Source organism: Bifidobacterium sp. LH_417 (assembly GCF_056357035.1).
In genome coordinates, this window is sequence record NZ_JBKEVI010000024.1 from 1 (window position 1) to 15,418 (window position 15,418).

Annotated in this window: 13 protein-coding genes and 1 pseudogene; 4 read left to right on the forward strand and 10 right to left on the reverse strand. The window is 62.6% G+C overall.

What is annotated here, in order from left to right; genetic code table 11:
• The 4 genes and pseudogenes from AC1AYR_RS10735 to AC1AYR_RS10750 all read left to right on the forward strand — a co-directional run.
• The coding region (locus AC1AYR_RS10735) for an ISL3 family transposase (RefSeq protein ID WP_476510846.1) at nt 1–603 on the forward strand (603 nt) is incomplete at its 5' end.
• A gap of 33 nt (nt 604–636) precedes the next feature.
• Nucleotides 637–1,188 (forward strand): annotated as a pseudogene (locus tag AC1AYR_RS10740) (DUF4417 domain-containing protein); the annotation flags it as partial.
• Nucleotides 1,188–1,610, forward strand: a complete 423-nt coding sequence (locus AC1AYR_RS10745; RefSeq protein ID WP_476510847.1) for a hypothetical protein — start codon at nt 1,188–1,190, stop codon at nt 1,608–1,610. The pseudogene AC1AYR_RS10740 and the gene AC1AYR_RS10745, both read left to right, overlap by 1 nt.
• A complete protein-coding gene (locus AC1AYR_RS10750; RefSeq protein ID WP_034529990.1) occupies nt 1,604–2,155 on the forward strand; it encodes a hypothetical protein in 552 nt (183 codons plus the stop codon). The genes AC1AYR_RS10745 and AC1AYR_RS10750 overlap by 7 nt, the downstream gene beginning before the upstream one ends.
• 53 nt (nt 2,156–2,208) lie before the next feature.
• Here the strand turns inward: AC1AYR_RS10750 and AC1AYR_RS10755 are convergent, their stop codons facing one another.
• The 10 genes from AC1AYR_RS10755 to AC1AYR_RS10800 form a co-directional block, all read right to left on the reverse strand.
• The gene (locus AC1AYR_RS10755; protein WP_084686253.1) at nt 2,209–3,315 is read right to left on the reverse strand and encodes a restriction endonuclease subunit S; all 1,107 of its coding nucleotides are present in this window, start codon (nt 3,313–3,315) and stop codon (nt 2,209–2,211) included.
• A gap of 3 nt (nt 3,316–3,318) precedes the next feature.
• The gene (locus tag AC1AYR_RS10760) at nt 3,319–4,800 is read right to left on the reverse strand and encodes a type I restriction-modification system subunit M (protein WP_034529991.1); all 1,482 of its coding nucleotides are present in this window, start codon (nt 4,798–4,800) and stop codon (nt 3,319–3,321) included.
• Between the two features lie 55 nt (nt 4,801–4,855).
• Nucleotides 4,856–6,139, reverse strand: a complete 1,284-nt coding sequence (locus AC1AYR_RS10765; RefSeq protein WP_034529992.1) for a chloride channel protein — start codon at nt 6,137–6,139, stop codon at nt 4,856–4,858.
• A gap of 168 nt (nt 6,140–6,307) precedes the next feature.
• Entirely contained in the window at nt 6,308–7,675 is a 1,368-nt protein-coding gene (tig, locus tag AC1AYR_RS10770) for a trigger factor (RefSeq protein WP_034529993.1), read from the reverse strand.
• 51 nt (nt 7,676–7,726) lie between these two features.
• Nucleotides 7,727–8,995 (reverse strand): HRDC domain-containing protein, encoded by a 1,269-nt coding sequence (locus tag AC1AYR_RS10775; protein ID WP_420796414.1) that lies wholly within the window; start codon nt 8,993–8,995, stop codon nt 7,727–7,729.
• A gap of 43 nt (nt 8,996–9,038) precedes the next feature.
• Nucleotides 9,039–9,689 (reverse strand): DUF3000 family protein, encoded by a 651-nt coding sequence (locus AC1AYR_RS10780; RefSeq protein WP_034529995.1) that lies wholly within the window; start codon nt 9,687–9,689, stop codon nt 9,039–9,041.
• Nucleotides 9,690–9,752: 63 nt separating this feature from the next.
• A complete protein-coding gene (pflA, locus tag AC1AYR_RS10785; RefSeq protein ID WP_034529996.1) occupies nt 9,753–10,631 on the reverse strand; it encodes a pyruvate formate-lyase-activating protein in 879 nt (292 codons plus the stop codon).
• Nucleotides 10,632–10,762: 131 nt separating this feature from the next.
• Nucleotides 10,763–13,138 (reverse strand): formate C-acetyltransferase, encoded by a 2,376-nt coding sequence (gene pflB, locus AC1AYR_RS10790; RefSeq protein WP_476510848.1) that lies wholly within the window; start codon nt 13,136–13,138, stop codon nt 10,763–10,765.
• Between the two features lie 228 nt (nt 13,139–13,366).
• Nucleotides 13,367–13,573 carry a hypothetical protein gene (locus AC1AYR_RS10795; RefSeq protein ID WP_034529998.1) on the reverse strand — a complete coding sequence of 69 codons (207 nt, stop codon included), beginning with the start codon at nt 13,571–13,573 and terminating at the stop codon, nt 13,367–13,369.
• Nucleotides 13,574–13,712: 139 nt separating this feature from the next.
• Nucleotides 13,713–15,410 (reverse strand): NAD+ synthase, encoded by a 1,698-nt coding sequence (locus AC1AYR_RS10800; protein ID WP_034529999.1) that lies wholly within the window; start codon nt 15,408–15,410, stop codon nt 13,713–13,715.
• Nucleotides 15,411–15,418 lie beyond the last annotated feature (8 nt).

A 15,418-nucleotide genomic window follows, 5' to 3' on the forward strand; every position in this document is an offset into this window, starting at 1 on the left:
GGGGCCCGGTGGATCGACTCATGCGTGCGCGAGTGGTGCCCGAACGCCGAGCGCGTGCTCGACGGGTTCCACATCGTCTCCTGGATGACCGACGCGCTCGACAAAGTCAGGAAGCGCCTATGGAACCAGGCGCGCCACGAACACGACGAGGAAACGGCCAGGCGCATGCGCGGCGTCAAATACGCGGTCCTGAAGAACCCCGACCGGCTGACCGACAGACAGTCAGAGACGCTCGACGCGGTCAGGAACACCGACCCCAAGGGGCAGCTCTATCGCTCATGGCAGCTCAAGGAACTCCTCCGGACACTGCTCAAGCACCCGCTCGACCAGGCCAGGGCCGAACTGAACCACTGGGTGTTCTGGGCGTCCCACAGCCGCATCCCCGAGATCGTCGAACTCGCCCGGAAGATCCGGCGACGCCGGCCCGACATCCTCAGAACGATCGAGTTGGGCTATTCGAACGCAAGGCTCGAGGCCTTCAACAACAGGATCAAAGTCACCATCCGCATGGCCTACGGCTTCCACCACGTGAACAACCTCATCGCCCTGATCATGCTCCGATGCGGAGGACTCGACATACACCTACCCCAACCAAGAACCTAACCCACGAAAACAGCAGAAGCCTCATCAAAAGCTCCAAACAAACTAATCCCCTATTCCAAAGCGAAATATTCCAAAGACACCGATCAGTGGGTCTGTTTCTATGAAGACGATGTCAAGTTCGACGCAGACACATGGGACCACCCAGAGAAAGCCCTCACCGTACTACGACGGTTCCGGGGAACGATCGCGCCTGACTACTCCATGTTCCGGGACATGCCGCTGATTCAACAGCAGTGGAACAACTTCCGAAGCAAGACCATCGCGCACTATTGGCAGATGCAGGGTATACCAGTGCTTCCCAATATTCGATGGGCCGACCACCGGACTTGGGAAACCGCATGCCTGGGCGTGCCACGTTGCTCCAACATTGCGATAGGAACACTCGGATGCATCAAGAATCCAACTAACCGAAAACTTCTCAAAGAAGGACTTTCCTACGTAATCAAGCGACTTTCACCGGCCAGCATCAACGTATACGGCAAAGCCCCGGATGATATCTTCTCCATCTATGAAGAGCAAGGTATCCGTGTCATCAGGTTTCCGAGCGAATGCGAGCAGGCTCACCGAGCGGGAAGTGATCTCTAATGGGAAGCGGATACTACGGAGGATATCACAATACCAGCGGCGCCAACGATGATGATCTTGATGAGACCTCCAACATCGATGACAACGCTCGTGACCTTGCTCGAGAATTCCGTCTGACCACTGGAGGGTATTTCGGGCAAAAAGGCAATGGGAAGGGCGTCCGCATCATCAGCAGCACGGACCCCTTGACCACAGCGGAGCATTGTTATCAAGTTCTCGGCAAGGGCGGTTCAGAGAGAACCGCATACAACAGCAAGGGACAGGAAATTCGCATGAAACAGCTTGGGGACGGAACACTGGTCACTTATCGCCAGATCACCAGTTCCAAAGGAAGTCCGGCTGTTGAAATACGGCTTTCAAGCGGCAGCCACAACGTCCAGCAGCAGAAAATTCATTTCGTCATGGAGACAACATTATGGTAGACATCACATTCACGGAGGATATGCGACAGATTCTCAAATCGTTGGTGGGACAGCGATTGGTGTCCTTGGAATGCGAACGGTTGGACCGGACGCAGGAGACCTATGGAAACCTGCTCATCACCACGGAATCGCAAAAGGTGGAGCTTATCAACGAGGAGGAGCCGACGGAATACTTCGGCGAAGTCGAGGATATCTCGCGGTTCATTTGCCGTAGACTTGAGCCGAACGAGGAATTCCGCCAGTTCATCACTGGGACACGACCAATGAAGTATCCGCTGTTAGGGAAGGTCAATACCGTATCCATCGTCAACGACCACGTCTCAATGCCTGAGAAACAGTATGACATCCAATTATCCATGGCCGTGATTCTGGACACCGATGCCGGAGAAACCGCGTTTCTGAGAGGATGGCATTTCGATGAAATGATTACCATCGTACGGAAAAGCGATTACCGATCGTCACTCCGCTCCGTCGCACAGGTACAATCTGACTGGAGCGACGATCCAAGTTCCGTAACCGTGGAACGAACCCTCATTGAGTTGTGAATCAGCACGTTAGGTGGTGGAGGACGGGAGTACCGCCCGCCACCACCTAACGGTTATTGGGCGAAGTAGCGTTGGGCGAGGCTGGCGTAGAGGGTGTCGAGACGGTCGAGCTGCTGTTGGGCGTCGGCCTTGAGGGACTCGACCTTGGCGACGAACGCGGCGAACTCGTTCTGCAACGAGATGGGCGGGATGATTACAGAAACACTCCCTAAAGTTTTAATGGATAAATATGAAATAGTCGTCCCCGACGTGCCACCAATTAGACGATCATGAAATGACGGCAAAGCAAACAGATGTGTAAAGAACACCGAATTAGGACTCGCTTCTATCTTTTTAAGCCATGTAATCATTCCATCCTGGAAATAGAATCGATCTCCATCTCTCACTTCATAGCACAATCCCATTGTGCCGCGAGCAGTGACCAGCACATCGCCAGCAGTTGGAACCTGATGATTATCCACTAATGATTTAAATGCATTCTCATTAACGAATGACGAACAAGTCAACAAACCTGAGGTAATTCGATTCGTCAAATCACCAAGCTTTAAAAACGGGATACCTTCCTTTTCGAGGTCCTGAGCATATATACGCTTCGCCGAAGTCACCGTGTAAAGACTCTTAATCTCTCGCAAACCCCAATGATTTGGATTCTCCACCGGATCACCGAACATTTCGACGAAGCGGGATTGGATGAGTTCGTCGGCTGTTGCGATCATCTGCCTAGCCAAAGCACTCTGCGATTCAACACCATCAAGTAATTGAACAATATGATCCTGCTCTTCCACAGCCGGCAACGGAATCTCCACTTTTTCGAGGTTCTTTTTCGTCAGGCTGGGAATCGTTACCGTTGAATTCAACTGCTCAAAGTCAAAGAAGCGACAGAAATGATACAGATACTTCGGCAATAGCTTTGACTTATCGGCAGCCAATCCAAATGCCGTATCGACATTCCAAAATGGCTCTGTCACGTAAATCGGAGTATTGATATTACCCTTACGGCCAATAACTACGGTATCAGCGTCACAGATATATTGGTCGGCATGGCCCATCACACCGCCACTGCCATAAATCGGATATTCCCCTGACGGATTTTCAACGGCACGCTGATTTTTACCATTGACAATCGTCAGGACATCCTTCAGAAGAACGCGTTCCCCCATCACTCACCGTCCTTGGGCGAGCATGGCGTCGAGCTCGCCCAAGCCGGCGGCGAACTTCGCGTTGAGATCGCGCAGTTCGGCCATGAGTTGGCTGGTCGGCGGGTATTCCTTGCGCTCGTATTCGACCTTGACGTACTTGTTGAAGCTGAAATCGTAATCCTGTGCGGTGATGTCGTCGCGGGTCACGAAGAAGCTCCGCTCGGTGCGCTCGCGGGCGCCCTCGGCTTCCAGGTTCTTCCAACGGGCGAGGATGTCGGGGATGTCGTTGTGGTTCGGGTCCTCATTGCGTTTGTCGTCGAGCGTGAAGCCGTCGTGCTCCATGTTGTACAGCCATACCTTGTCGGTGCTGTGGGGCGCGTCGGTTCTGGTGAACACGAGCACCGCGGTGCTCACTCCCGAATACGGCTTGAACACGCCGGACGGCATGTAGATGATCGCTTCGAGCCGCTGGTGCTCCACAAGTTCGCGGCGCAGCTCGCGGTAGGCCTTCGCGTTGCTTCTGAACAGCACGCCGTTGGGCACGATGCACGCGCAGCGGCCGCCGAGCTTCAGCATGCGCAGGAACAACGCCACGAACAGCAGTTCGGTCTGTTTCGTGTTCACGATGGCCTTGAGGGAATCGTCGATGTCCTCCACGTCGAGCGAGCCGGTGAACGGCGGGTTGGCGAGGATCACGTCGAAACGGTCGCGAATCGTGTTCACGCGCGACAGGCTGTCCTGGTTGCGGATGTCCGGATTCTCCACGCCGTGCAGCAGCAGGTTCATCGCGGAGATGCGCACCATCGTCTGGTCGGTATCGAATCCGGTGAACTGCGCGCCTTCGAACAGGTTCCAGTCGTCGGCGCTCATCGTCTCGCCGTGGACCTTGCGAATCCATTCGGCGGCGGAGATCAGGAATCCGGCCGTGCCGCACGCCGGATCGGCGATCAGCTGGCCGGGTTTCGGGTCGAGCAGGCCGACCATCATGTCGCGGATATGCTTCGGCGTGCGGAACTGGCCATTCGCGCCGGCCGTGTTGAGCTTGCTCAGCATGTATTCGTACAGGTCGCCCAGATCGTCCTGGTCCTTGACGACGTTGGTGAGCAGATCGTCGATGCCGGCCACCGCGCGTTCCAGCGTCTTCGGCTTGTTGAATCCGAACGAGGCGTCCTCCATGCTGTCGGCGAACGCGTTGCCCTCGTGCAGGGTCTTGAGGAACGGGAACACCTGCTGGCCGACGATGGCGAACATCCGCTCGGCCGGTTCGTTCTTGAAGTTGTGCCAGCGCAGCCGCTGGCCTTCGGGCGTATCCGGGAACACCGGGTCGGCGAGCGGCATGCCGGTCAGTTGCGCCATCTGCTCGGCTTCGAGCTGCCTGTCGTCCAGCGACTTCATGAACATGAGGTAGGTGAGCTGGCTGATCACCTCGAGCGGATTGGTGATGCCGCCCTCCCACATGCGTTGCCAGATGTCGTCCACCTTGTTCTTCACGGCTCCGGTGATCATCTCATCCCTTTCATCCGTCCCATCGCAAACGAATACTTCCCAACTCTACCGGCACCTACCTCTTCGACAATACCCACCGCGAGACGAACGCGGACGTGGCGACCGCGAGGCCGACGGGCACGAAGAGGGCGATTGGCGCTTCGGCGAGCTCCATGACGAGGCTCATGGCCATGAGCGGCGCCTGCTGCGAGGCGGACAGGAGCGCGGCCGCGCCGATGAGCGCGCATACGCCGACCGGGTCCGCGGGGAACGCGAACGACCAGAGGAGGCCGAGCGTCGCGCCCAGCGTGGCTCCGAGCGCGATGCCGGGCTGGAGCACGCCGCCGGACGCACCGGAGCGGATGGTGACGAGCGTCGTCGCGGCCTTCACGAGGAACGTGGCCGCCAGCAGTCCAACGAGCGGCCAGATCCGCGGGGAGCCGGAGGCGAGTCCGTCGAAGCCGAGCTGCGCGGCGGCACGTCCGTTACCCATCACCTGCGGCGCGAACACGGCGACGAGACCGGTGGCGAGACCCGCGAGCGGCATCTGCCACAGCAGCATCCTGCCGGACGGCTGATACGCGGTCGCCCATGAGGAGCCCTTGCGGAAGCAGGCGCCCGCCGCACCGCACGCGGCCCCGCACAGGAGGGCGAACAGCATGAGGCTCGGCGTGTAGTCGGCGGTCATGCCCGCCACGGCGTAGAACGTGTGACGCCCTTTGACGAGCGAGGCGACATAGGCGGCCGTGGCGGACATGCCCAACGCGAATCCGACCTTCTCGATCGTCACGTCGGCGAGCAGAATCTCGACGGCGAAGAACATGCCGGCGAGCGGTGCGTCGTAGACGCCGCCGAGGCCCGCGCCGGCGGCCACGGCGACGATCATGCGCCGGTCGGCGAGCCCCGCCGCATCGCCTCCCTCGCCACCGATACGGAACAGGTCGCAGAATCGTTGGGCGAGCATCGCGCCGAGCTCGCGCGGCGCGACCTCACGCCCGATGGACGCGCCGGAACCGACGATGAAGATCTGGAGCACGACGTGCACGATGGTCTGCCACCAAGGCATCCGCTCCCCCGCGACCGCCTTCTTGACGGACGGCACCTTCGTGGTCTTCGTGCGCAGCAGCCACCAGACCAGCGCGGCGATCGACAGTCCCACAGTCACGGAAATCGCACGGCGCAGGGCCGGCACGTGGAACGGGCCGGGCACGGTTCCGCTCTCCACATAGCCGAGCATCACGTGTTCGACGCCGTACAGCAGCAGCGTGAGCAGCCCGGCACCCGCGCCGATCAGCGACCCCAGGACGAGCGTCGCCGCGGCGAGCCATAGTATGCGGTTGATGCGGGTACGTTCATTCATTGCCGTGTCCCCTCTTTCCCCGGTCTCCCATCCGGTCCGGAATCCGCCTATCCCGCCCCGCCTCGAAGAAAGGCGCGGAGGGAATCGGCGGTTCAACGCGATGGAGGCTTGGAACCCGTAAGGATTCCAAGCCTCCATATGTCACATCACGCTAGCGCGCGAACCGACTCACTCGCCGTCCTTGGCGGACAGCTCGTCGGCGACCGCGGCGGCGGCGGAAGCGGCCTCGACGGACTCGGCCTCCTCCTCTTCGGCGGCGTCACCGAGGAACGCGGAGAGGTCGACCTCCTCGCCGTTCGCGGTGAACTTGACGGCGCGCATGCCGGCGAGCAGACCCTTGGAACGGCCGACTTCCTGCACGGCGGAGCCGAGCTGGCCGTTCTTGATGATCGCCTGGATGAAGGCGTTCGGGTCCATGCCGTACTGCTGGGCGATGGAGGCGAGGAAGTTGAACACGTCGGCCTGGGAGACCTCGACGTTCATCTTCTCGGCGAGGGTGTCGAGCAGGATCTGATCCTTGATCTCCTTCTCGGCGCCTTCCTCGGCCTGCTGCTTCTGCTCGTCGGTGGCCTTCTCCGGGTCCGGGGTGAGGCCCTTGAGGTGCTCCTCGACCGCGGCGGCCTTGACGCCCTTCGGCACCGGGATCTCGAGGCCCTCGGCCAGCTTCGCGAGGAACGCGTCGCGGGCCTCAGTGGCCTGACGGCCCTTGGCATCCTCGCCGGCGGCCTTGCGGATGTCGGCCTTGAGCTCCTCGAGCGTGTCGAACTCGGAGGCTTCCTGGGCGAAGTCGTCGTCCAGCTCCGGCAGTTCCTCGGCCTTCACGGAGTTGACCTTGACCTTGACGGTGGCCTTCTCGCCCTCGTGCTCGCCGGCTTCCAGCGTGCCTTCGAAGGTGGTCTCCTCGCCGGCGGACAGACCGTCGAGCGCCTCGTCAAGGCCGTCGAGCATGGTGTTGGAGCCGAGCTCGTAGCTCACGCCCTCCTGGGAGTCAACGGTCTCGCCGTCGATCTCGGCGGACAGGTCGATGTTGGCGAAGTCGCCCTTGGCGGCCGGGCGATCCACGCCGACCAGGGTGCCGAAGCGCTGGCGCAGGGCTTCAAGACGCTTGTCGACGTCCTCGTCCTTGACCTCCGGGGCAGCGATGGCGATCTCCATGCCGTCGATTTCCGGCAGCTCGATCTCCGGGCGACGCTCGACGGTGGCGGTGAACTTGAGCTTGGTCTCGTCCTTGGCGGACTGCGGGACCTCGACGACATCGAACTCCGGCTGGGCCATCGGGTGGATCTTCTTCTCCTCGAGGGCCTTGGAGTAGAGCTCCGGCACGCCATCGTTGACGGCCTCACCGGCGACGGCGCCGAAGCCGAAACGCTGGTCGATGATCTTGCCCGGAACGTGGCCCTTGCGGAAGCCCGGCACGTTCACCTGCTTGGCGATGTCCTTGCGAGCGGCATCGAGGTACGGGTCGAACTCCTCCGGTTCGACGGTGATGGTGAGCTTCACCTTGGTGGGTTCGAGGTTACGAACGCTGATCTTCACGCTAAACGCTCCTGAAAAGTTGTTTTTCCTATATCTGCCCGAAGGCAACCGTCACATTATAACGCGCGACACGGACGCTGTGATCAGTTTCACCTGCCAGTCGCGCGCCCCCTGCGCCGTGAGGAAGGCGGCCACGTCGCGCGAGGCCGGATCGTCGGTCCAGCACAGGTTGCGGATGATCTGCGGCCGGATGATCACGTCGGCGGGCGTGCGCGTGTCCTCGGCGATCTGGTTGATGACCTTGCGCACGCGCTTGAGCCGTGCGAGACGCTCCGGACGGCGCTCCCACATGCGCATGCCGCGCGGCGCGTTCGTCTCCTCGCCATCGTCCCTGATGCCGCGCGCGTCGCCGTGACCGGACGGCATGACCGGCAGTTCGTCGGCACGCAGGTCGAGCGCCTCCTGGATGGCGGCCTTCCAGACGGAGGGTTTCACCGCGCGCTGGATCGGCGCGTATCGCTCGAACATCTTGTCCTGTTCGCCACCCGTATGCATGCGCACGCGTTCGTTGAGGCAGCGCACGGCGCGGAATTCGCGCGCGTTGTGCGGCTTGCGTTTCGCCGCCTCGATGATCGACGAATCGGCGAGCAGCAGCGTGGGCGCGATGTCGTAGCGTCGGGCGAGCTCGTCGCGTTTCGTCCACAGGGCGCGCGCGACGGCGAGGGCTCGCGGGTCGCGGTTGATCTCGGTGATGTGCGAGATGCGCAGCCACGGCACGGGATGCTCGTGGCGCGGCTGGCCGGACGTGCCCTCCTCGAGGATGTGTGCGAACTCCTCCTGAGCCCACTCCTCCTTGCCGGCGTGCTTGAGGTCGGCGCGCATGAGTGCTTCGAGTTCGATAAGGAGTTCGACATCGAGGGCCGCGTAGTTACGCCAGTCGTATGGCAGCGGACGGTACGACCAGTCGGCGGCGGAATGCTCCTTGGCGAGCGTGATGCCGAGATACTGCTCGGTGACGGAGGCGAGGCCGAAACGATGCAGACCGAGGAGTCTCGCGGCGATCTCCGTGTCAAAGAGCCCACGTGGCGTCAGTCCGATGTCGGCGAAGCCGGGCAGGTCCATCATCGCGTCATGGATGATCCATACCGCGTCGCCGACCGCGTCGTTGAACCGGTTCCAGTCGACGCCGGCGCCGGTGAGCGCGACCGGGTCAAGCAGGATGATGCCCGAGTCCCCGCGCTTGAACTGAATGAGCCAATCCTCATGCCCGTATCGGAATCCCGATGCGCGTTCCGCGTCGGCGGCGAGTGGACCGAACGCTCCCGCCAGCGCCTCGCAGGCACGATGGTAGCCTTCCGGCGTGTCGGTGAGGGGCGGCACTCCCCCACGCGGCTTGGTTTGCAGTCTTGGTTCCGCTTTCGGTTCAGTCAACGTCCGTTTCCCAGTCGACGAGCATGGTTGATTCAAGGAAGCGCGCCCATGCGGACACGCTCGCACCGGCATCATACGGCATGCCGTCGAACGTCGCGGGAGTGAAGGAGACACGAATCTCGCATCCGACGGAACCATCGCCTCCGAGAGCGCCGAACGCCGTGTTGCGCGTGACGGTGACGGTGCCGCCCACACTGTCGGGTTCGATGCCGTCGAGATGCCCGCACATGAGATCCCAGTACAGATCCGGGGCGAGTGCGTCGTCCTCGCCGTTGTCGAGCGGCAGCCGCGCGAACGCGACGCAGCGCCAGCGCGACCCCCAATCCTCGCGCGGCGTCGCACTGTAGAGAATCATGATCCATCCGGTGGCGACGCCGGCCGGTGCGACTCCGTCGAAGGGGAATCCGCCGGCATCGGCGCGCGATCCCGCCTCGAGTTCGACGCCGATGCCGTAGTCGGCGAGCGTCGAGGGGACGGGAATCTCGCGGTAGCGTACGCCCCCGATGCGCGTCATGCCGCGGACCGATTCAACCGCCTGCCACACGTCATCGGGCACGCCGGCCGGCCGGCCCGGCAGTCCCGGACCGGCGTCACGCCCGGTGCGCGATTTCACGCCCGCGGGAAATGCGTAGATGTCGGCCATATCTCCAGCGTAGGTGCGCACGCGAGCTTTCGCGGCATCGGCACGCGGGGATTTGGGGAGGAATCAGTACACGGTGAAGCCGTGCGCCTCGAACTGCTTGACGACGCGCTCGCGCAGCGCGGCGCTCGGGCCCTTCTGGTCCTCCAACGGGTACGGGATGCGCAGCTCATGCCACTTCGGACGGCCGAGCTGGTGGAAACTGAGCACGTCGATGTGCTCGACGGCACCGTCGAAACTTTCGCAGATGCGCGCCACGTTCTCGACGTTCTCCTCGGAGTCGGTGAGCCCCGGCACGAGCACGAACCGCACCCAGATCTTCTTGCCGGCTTTCGCGAGCCGCTGGCCGAAGTCGATGGTGGGCTGGAGTACACCTCCGGTCACCTTGTGGTAGGTCTCCTCATCGCCGGATTTGACGTCGAGCAGGCACAGGTCGATGTCGTCGAGCATCTCGTCCGTGTAGTTCGTGTTGAGGAAGCCGGACGTGTCGAGGCAGGTGTGCACGCCCATCTCCTTGGCGGCGTGGAAGACACGGGAGACGAAGGCGGGCTGCATCATCGACTCGCCACCGGAGAACGTGATGCCCCCGTGCGTGGCCTTGAACAGGTCCTTGTAGCGGTCGACCTTCTTGATCATCGCCTCAAGCGTGACGGGCTTGCCGTCGCGCATCTTCCACGTGTCGGGGTTCTGGCAGTACTGGCAGCGCAGCGGGCATCCGGACATGAACACGGTCATGCGCGTGCCCGGCCCGTCGACGGACGTGTTGATGTCCCATGAGTGGACGAAGCCGATGTCGCCGGACTTGAGCGCGGCGATGCGGTCGCGGCGGTCGAGTCCGATCGGTGATTCGAAGCCGGACAGGCCTCCCATGAGGGTCTGCTTGGCGTAGGTCTTGGATTCGCGCAGCATATGGCGCGTGGTGGTGCGGAACTGGGTTTCGGGCATCGTCGTCCTCCTGTTCCGAATGATGCACGGAAAAACGTTGTGGTGATGGTGATTGCATAAGGAAGGGGTGGGACGAATCCCACCCCTTCATCGTTCTACCGCTTCACGCGGCCGCTGGTCTCCGACGGGAATCAGTCGACGACGGCGCCCTGGTGGAAGGTACGGGAGATGACGTCGAGCTGCTGCTCCTTGGTGAGCTTGACGAAGTTCACCGCGTAGCCGGAGACGCGCACGGTCAGGTGCGGGTACTTCTCCGGGTGCTCGACGGCATCCTCCATGGTCTCCTTGCGCAGGACGTTGATGTTCGCGTGGTAGAGACCGTGGCCGTTGCCGGCGTCGAGGATGCCGACCAGGTTGCCGATGCGCTCGTCCTCGTCGCGACCGAGGCCATCGGGGGTGATGGTGTTGGTCAGCGAGATGCCGTCAAGAGCGTCGTTGTAGTCGATCTTGCCGACGGAGAACATGGACGGCAGCATGCCGTGGGAGTCCATGCCGTTCTCCGGGTTCGCACCCGGGGCGTACGGGGTGCCCTTCTTGTGGCCGGACGGGAAGGAACCGGTGTTCTTGCCGTACTCGACGTTGGAGGTGATCGTCAGGATGGACTGGGTCGGGACGGCGCCGCGGTAGACCGGCAGACGCTTGACCTGGCCCATGACCGTGGAGACGACCCACTTGGCGATGTCGTCGGCGCGATCGTCGTCGTTGCCGTAGACCGGGAACTCGCCCTCGGTGCGGTAGCCCACGACCAAATCGTCGTCGGCACCCTCGACGTACTCGTACTCGTGGCCTTCGAGGGTCTTGGCCTCGGCGTTGGTGATCGGGTACACCTTGGCGTACTTAATCGCGGCGAGGGAGTCGGCGGCGATGGACAGACCGGACATGCCGCAGCCGAGGGTGCGGTACACCTCCTTGTCGTGCAGGGCCATCTCGATGGACTCGTACGCGTACTTATCGTGCATGTAGTGGATGATGTTCAGCGCCATCACGTAGGTCTCGGACAGCCATTCGAGGGCCTTCTCGTAGTTGTTCTTGACCTTCTCGTAATCGAGGGTGCCGTCGGCCTCCGGGGTGATCGGCTCGATCACGCCCTTGTCGATGACCTGCATGCCGGTCATCTCGTCACGACCGCCGTTGATGGCGTAGAGCAGGGCCTTGGCGGAGTTCACGCGGGCGGCGAAGAACTGCATCTGCTTGCCGACGCGCATCGGGGAGACGCAGCACGCGATGGCCGCGTCGTCGCCCCAGTGGCCGCGAATCTCCTTGTCGGACTCGTACTGGATGGCCGAGGTGTCGATGGAGATCTTGGCGCAGAAGCGCTTGTAGCCTTCCGGCAGCTTCGGATCCCAGAAGATGGTGATGTTCGGCTCCGGGCCGGGTCCGAGGTGCTCGAGGGTCAGGGTGTTGAGCAGACGGAACGAGGTCTTGGTGACCAGCGGACGGCCGTCGTCGCCGAAGCCGGCGTCGGACCAGGTCGCCCAGTACGGATCGCCGGAGAAGATGGCGTCGTAGTCCTTGGTGCGCAGGAAGCGCACGATGCGCAGCTTCATGACGATGTTGTCGATGAGCTCCTGGGCGTCGGTCTCGGTGATCTTGCCGGCCTGCAGGTCACGCTCGATGTAGCAGTCGAGGAACGCGGAGTTGCGGCCGAAGGACATGGCGGCGCCGTCCTGGGACTTGATGGAGGCGAGGTAGCCCATGTAGGTCCACTGCACGGCCTCCTGCGCGGTCTGCGCCGGACGGGTCAGGTCGAGGCCGTACTCGTTGCCGAGGTTGATGAGCTGCTTGAGGGCCTTGATCTGCTCGTCGTGCTCTTCGCGGAAGCGGATCCAGTGCTCGATCTCCGGCTCGGTGAAGTCGTTGCGGTACGGCACGGAGTCCTTGTCGCGCTTCTTGAAGGCGATCAGCTTGTTCACGCCGTACAGGGCGACGCGGCGGTAGTCGCCAATGATGCGGCCACGGCCGTAGGCATCCGGCAGACCGGTGAGGATCTTGTTGTGACGGGCGACCTTGATCTGCTTGGTGTACACGCCGAAGACGCCGTCGTTGTGGGTCTTGCGGTACTTGGTGAAGATCTTCTTGATCTCCGGATCCGGCTCCTTGCCGGCTTCCTTGATGGCCTGCTCGACCATGCGCCAGCCGCCGTTCGGCATCATCGCACGCTTGCAGGGAACGTCGGTCTGCAGGCCGACGACCACGTTGTCGACCTCGGGGGAATCGATGTAGCCGGCCGGGAAGGCGTCGATGCCCGCCGGGGTGTGGGTGTCCACGTCGTAGACGCGCTGCTTACGCTCGACGGCCAGGTAGTTGTCGTCGAGGTACTTCCACAGGTGCTTGGTCTTCTCGGTGGCGGGGGCGAGGAAGCTCTCGTCGCCGGTGTACGGGGTGTAGTTCTTCTGGATGAAGTCGCGAACGTCGATGTCCTTCTGCCAGTTGCCGCCCTCAAAGCCGTCCCACGCCTTCGCGTCGAGCTCTTCCGCGGTCAGTGCAGCAGATTCAACAGCTGTCATATCCACTCCTTGGTGTTGTTCTTGATCCGACGCACCTTCGTCGTCGTTGTCTCCCAGTGTAACCGCCCGAAAATGGGAAAAGGCGCAAAACGGGCGTGACATATCTCACATTCCGTTATCGTTCACACGCCCGTTTTGCGCCGGTTCCCACGAATTGCCGCGATTGGCGGCGGCCCCGGGGCCTTGCCGCCCCCGCATGGCCGCTACGCGCCGCCATGCGCCGCGCCGCTATGCCTTATGAGGCCGGTCCCAGTCGAGGTTCCATTGGCGGTCCTGCTCCTTCCAGAGGGTCTCACGGTCCTGGAAGATCCTCCACGCGTCGAGCGCGTCCTCACGGGACTTGTACGGTCCCATGCGCTGCTCGATCGGAGACTTCGGCCCCTGTTCGGGCTCTCCCGTGACCATGTTGAAATACCACCGTGTGTCCTTCGCCATGATGAACTCCCTTCATACCATGATGCGCAATGCGATGAGGCGCCATGCTGCTCGACCAGACTCGACCAGGCTCGACTAGGCGAGCACGTCCCCGAAAACCGCGTGGCTCCCCCGCGACGAGGGAGCCACGGACACCGGACTACTCGCGGAACGCGTTGGTGATCGGCAGGCGGCGGTCACGCCCGAATGCGAGCGCGGTGACCTTCGGCCCCAGCGGGTACTGGCGGCGCTTCCATTCGGCGCGGTCGACGAGCCGCATCACCGTATCCACCGTTTTCTCGTCGAAGCCGTCGGCGAGCAGGTCGGCACGGCCGTGCGCGTGCTCGATGTACGCGGCGAGCACCTGATCGAGCAGTTCGTACTCGGGCAGCGAATCGGAGTCCTTCTGTCCGGGGCGCAGCTCGGCGGATGGCGCCTTCTCGATGGAGGCGACCGGGATCATCACGCCATCCTTCAACGACACGCCCGTATCACCCGCCTCATTGCCGACGATCTTGAGGCCGCCGATGCCGACGCCCGCCGCGGCCGCCTTGTTGCGCCAGCGGGAGAGCTCCCACACACGTGTCTTGAGCAGGTCTTTGATCGGCGCGTAGCCGCCGACCGCGTCGCCGTAGATCGTGGAGTAGCCGCAGGCGAGCTCGGACTTGTTGCCGGTGGCGACGGCGAGCAGCCCCTTCGAGTTCGAGTAGGCCATGACGATGACGCCGCGGATGCGCGCCTGCAGGTTTTCGGCGGCCACGCCGTCGAGGTCGAGCTGGCCTTGGAACGCGGTGAACAGCGGTTCGATGGGCTGCACGTCGTAGTGGGCGCCGATGTTCGCGGCCAGATCGGCCGCGTCGTCCTTGGAGCCGTCGGAGGAGTACATGGAGGGCATGGAGATGCCGTGTACGTTGGCGCCGCCGACCGCGTCGGCCGCCATGGCGGCGACGAGTGCGGAATCGATGCCGCCGGACAGACCGAGCGTGACGCCCTTGAAGCCGTTCTTGGCCATGTAGTCCTTGAGTCCGAGCACGCAGGCGGTGTACACCTCCTCGTCCGGGTCGAGCCTCGGTGTGATCGCGGCCTTCTCTTGATGCATCCTGTCCGTGTCGAGCGTCCAGTAGGCGAGATCCTCCATGAACATGGGAGAACGTTCGAGCAACGTGCCGTCGGCGTCGACGACGAAGCTGCCGCCGTCGAAGACGAGGTCGTCTTGGCCGCCGACCTGGTTCACGTAGATGAGCGGGGCCTCGACCTCGGCGGCGCGACGTTTCGCCAGTTCGAGACGAACGTCGGTCTTGCCTTCCTCGTACGGGGAGCCGTTGATCGTGACGAGCGCGTCGATGTCGCGTCCCGCGAGTTCGGCGACGGGACCGCCATCCTGCCAGATGTCCTCGCAGATGGCGACGCCGAGGCGGGCGCCATCCACGTCGAGCACGACGGAGCGTTCGCCGGCCTTGAAGATGCGGAACTCGTCGAACACGCCGTAGTTCGGCAGGAAGTGCTTGTCGTAGCCGGACCATACGACGCCGTCGTGCAGGACGACGAGACGGTTGTACGGCTTGGAGGTCTCATGGTCGGTGCCGACGGTGCCGACCACCACGTACAGGTCGCGCAGCCCCTCCTTCCTCAGCGAGGCGGCGAGCTCGTTGGCCTTGTCCCATGCGGCCTGGCGGAAGGTGCGGCGCAGGGCGAGATCCTCGATCGGGTATCCGGTGAGCGTCATCTCCGGGAAGACGACGACCTGGGCGCCATCCGCGGCGGCGCGGCGGCTGTAGTCGAGCACCTTGGCGGCGTTGGCGTCGAGCGCGCCGACGCAGGTGTCGATCTGGGCGAGTGCGAAGCGAATCTGTGTCATGTCTCCCT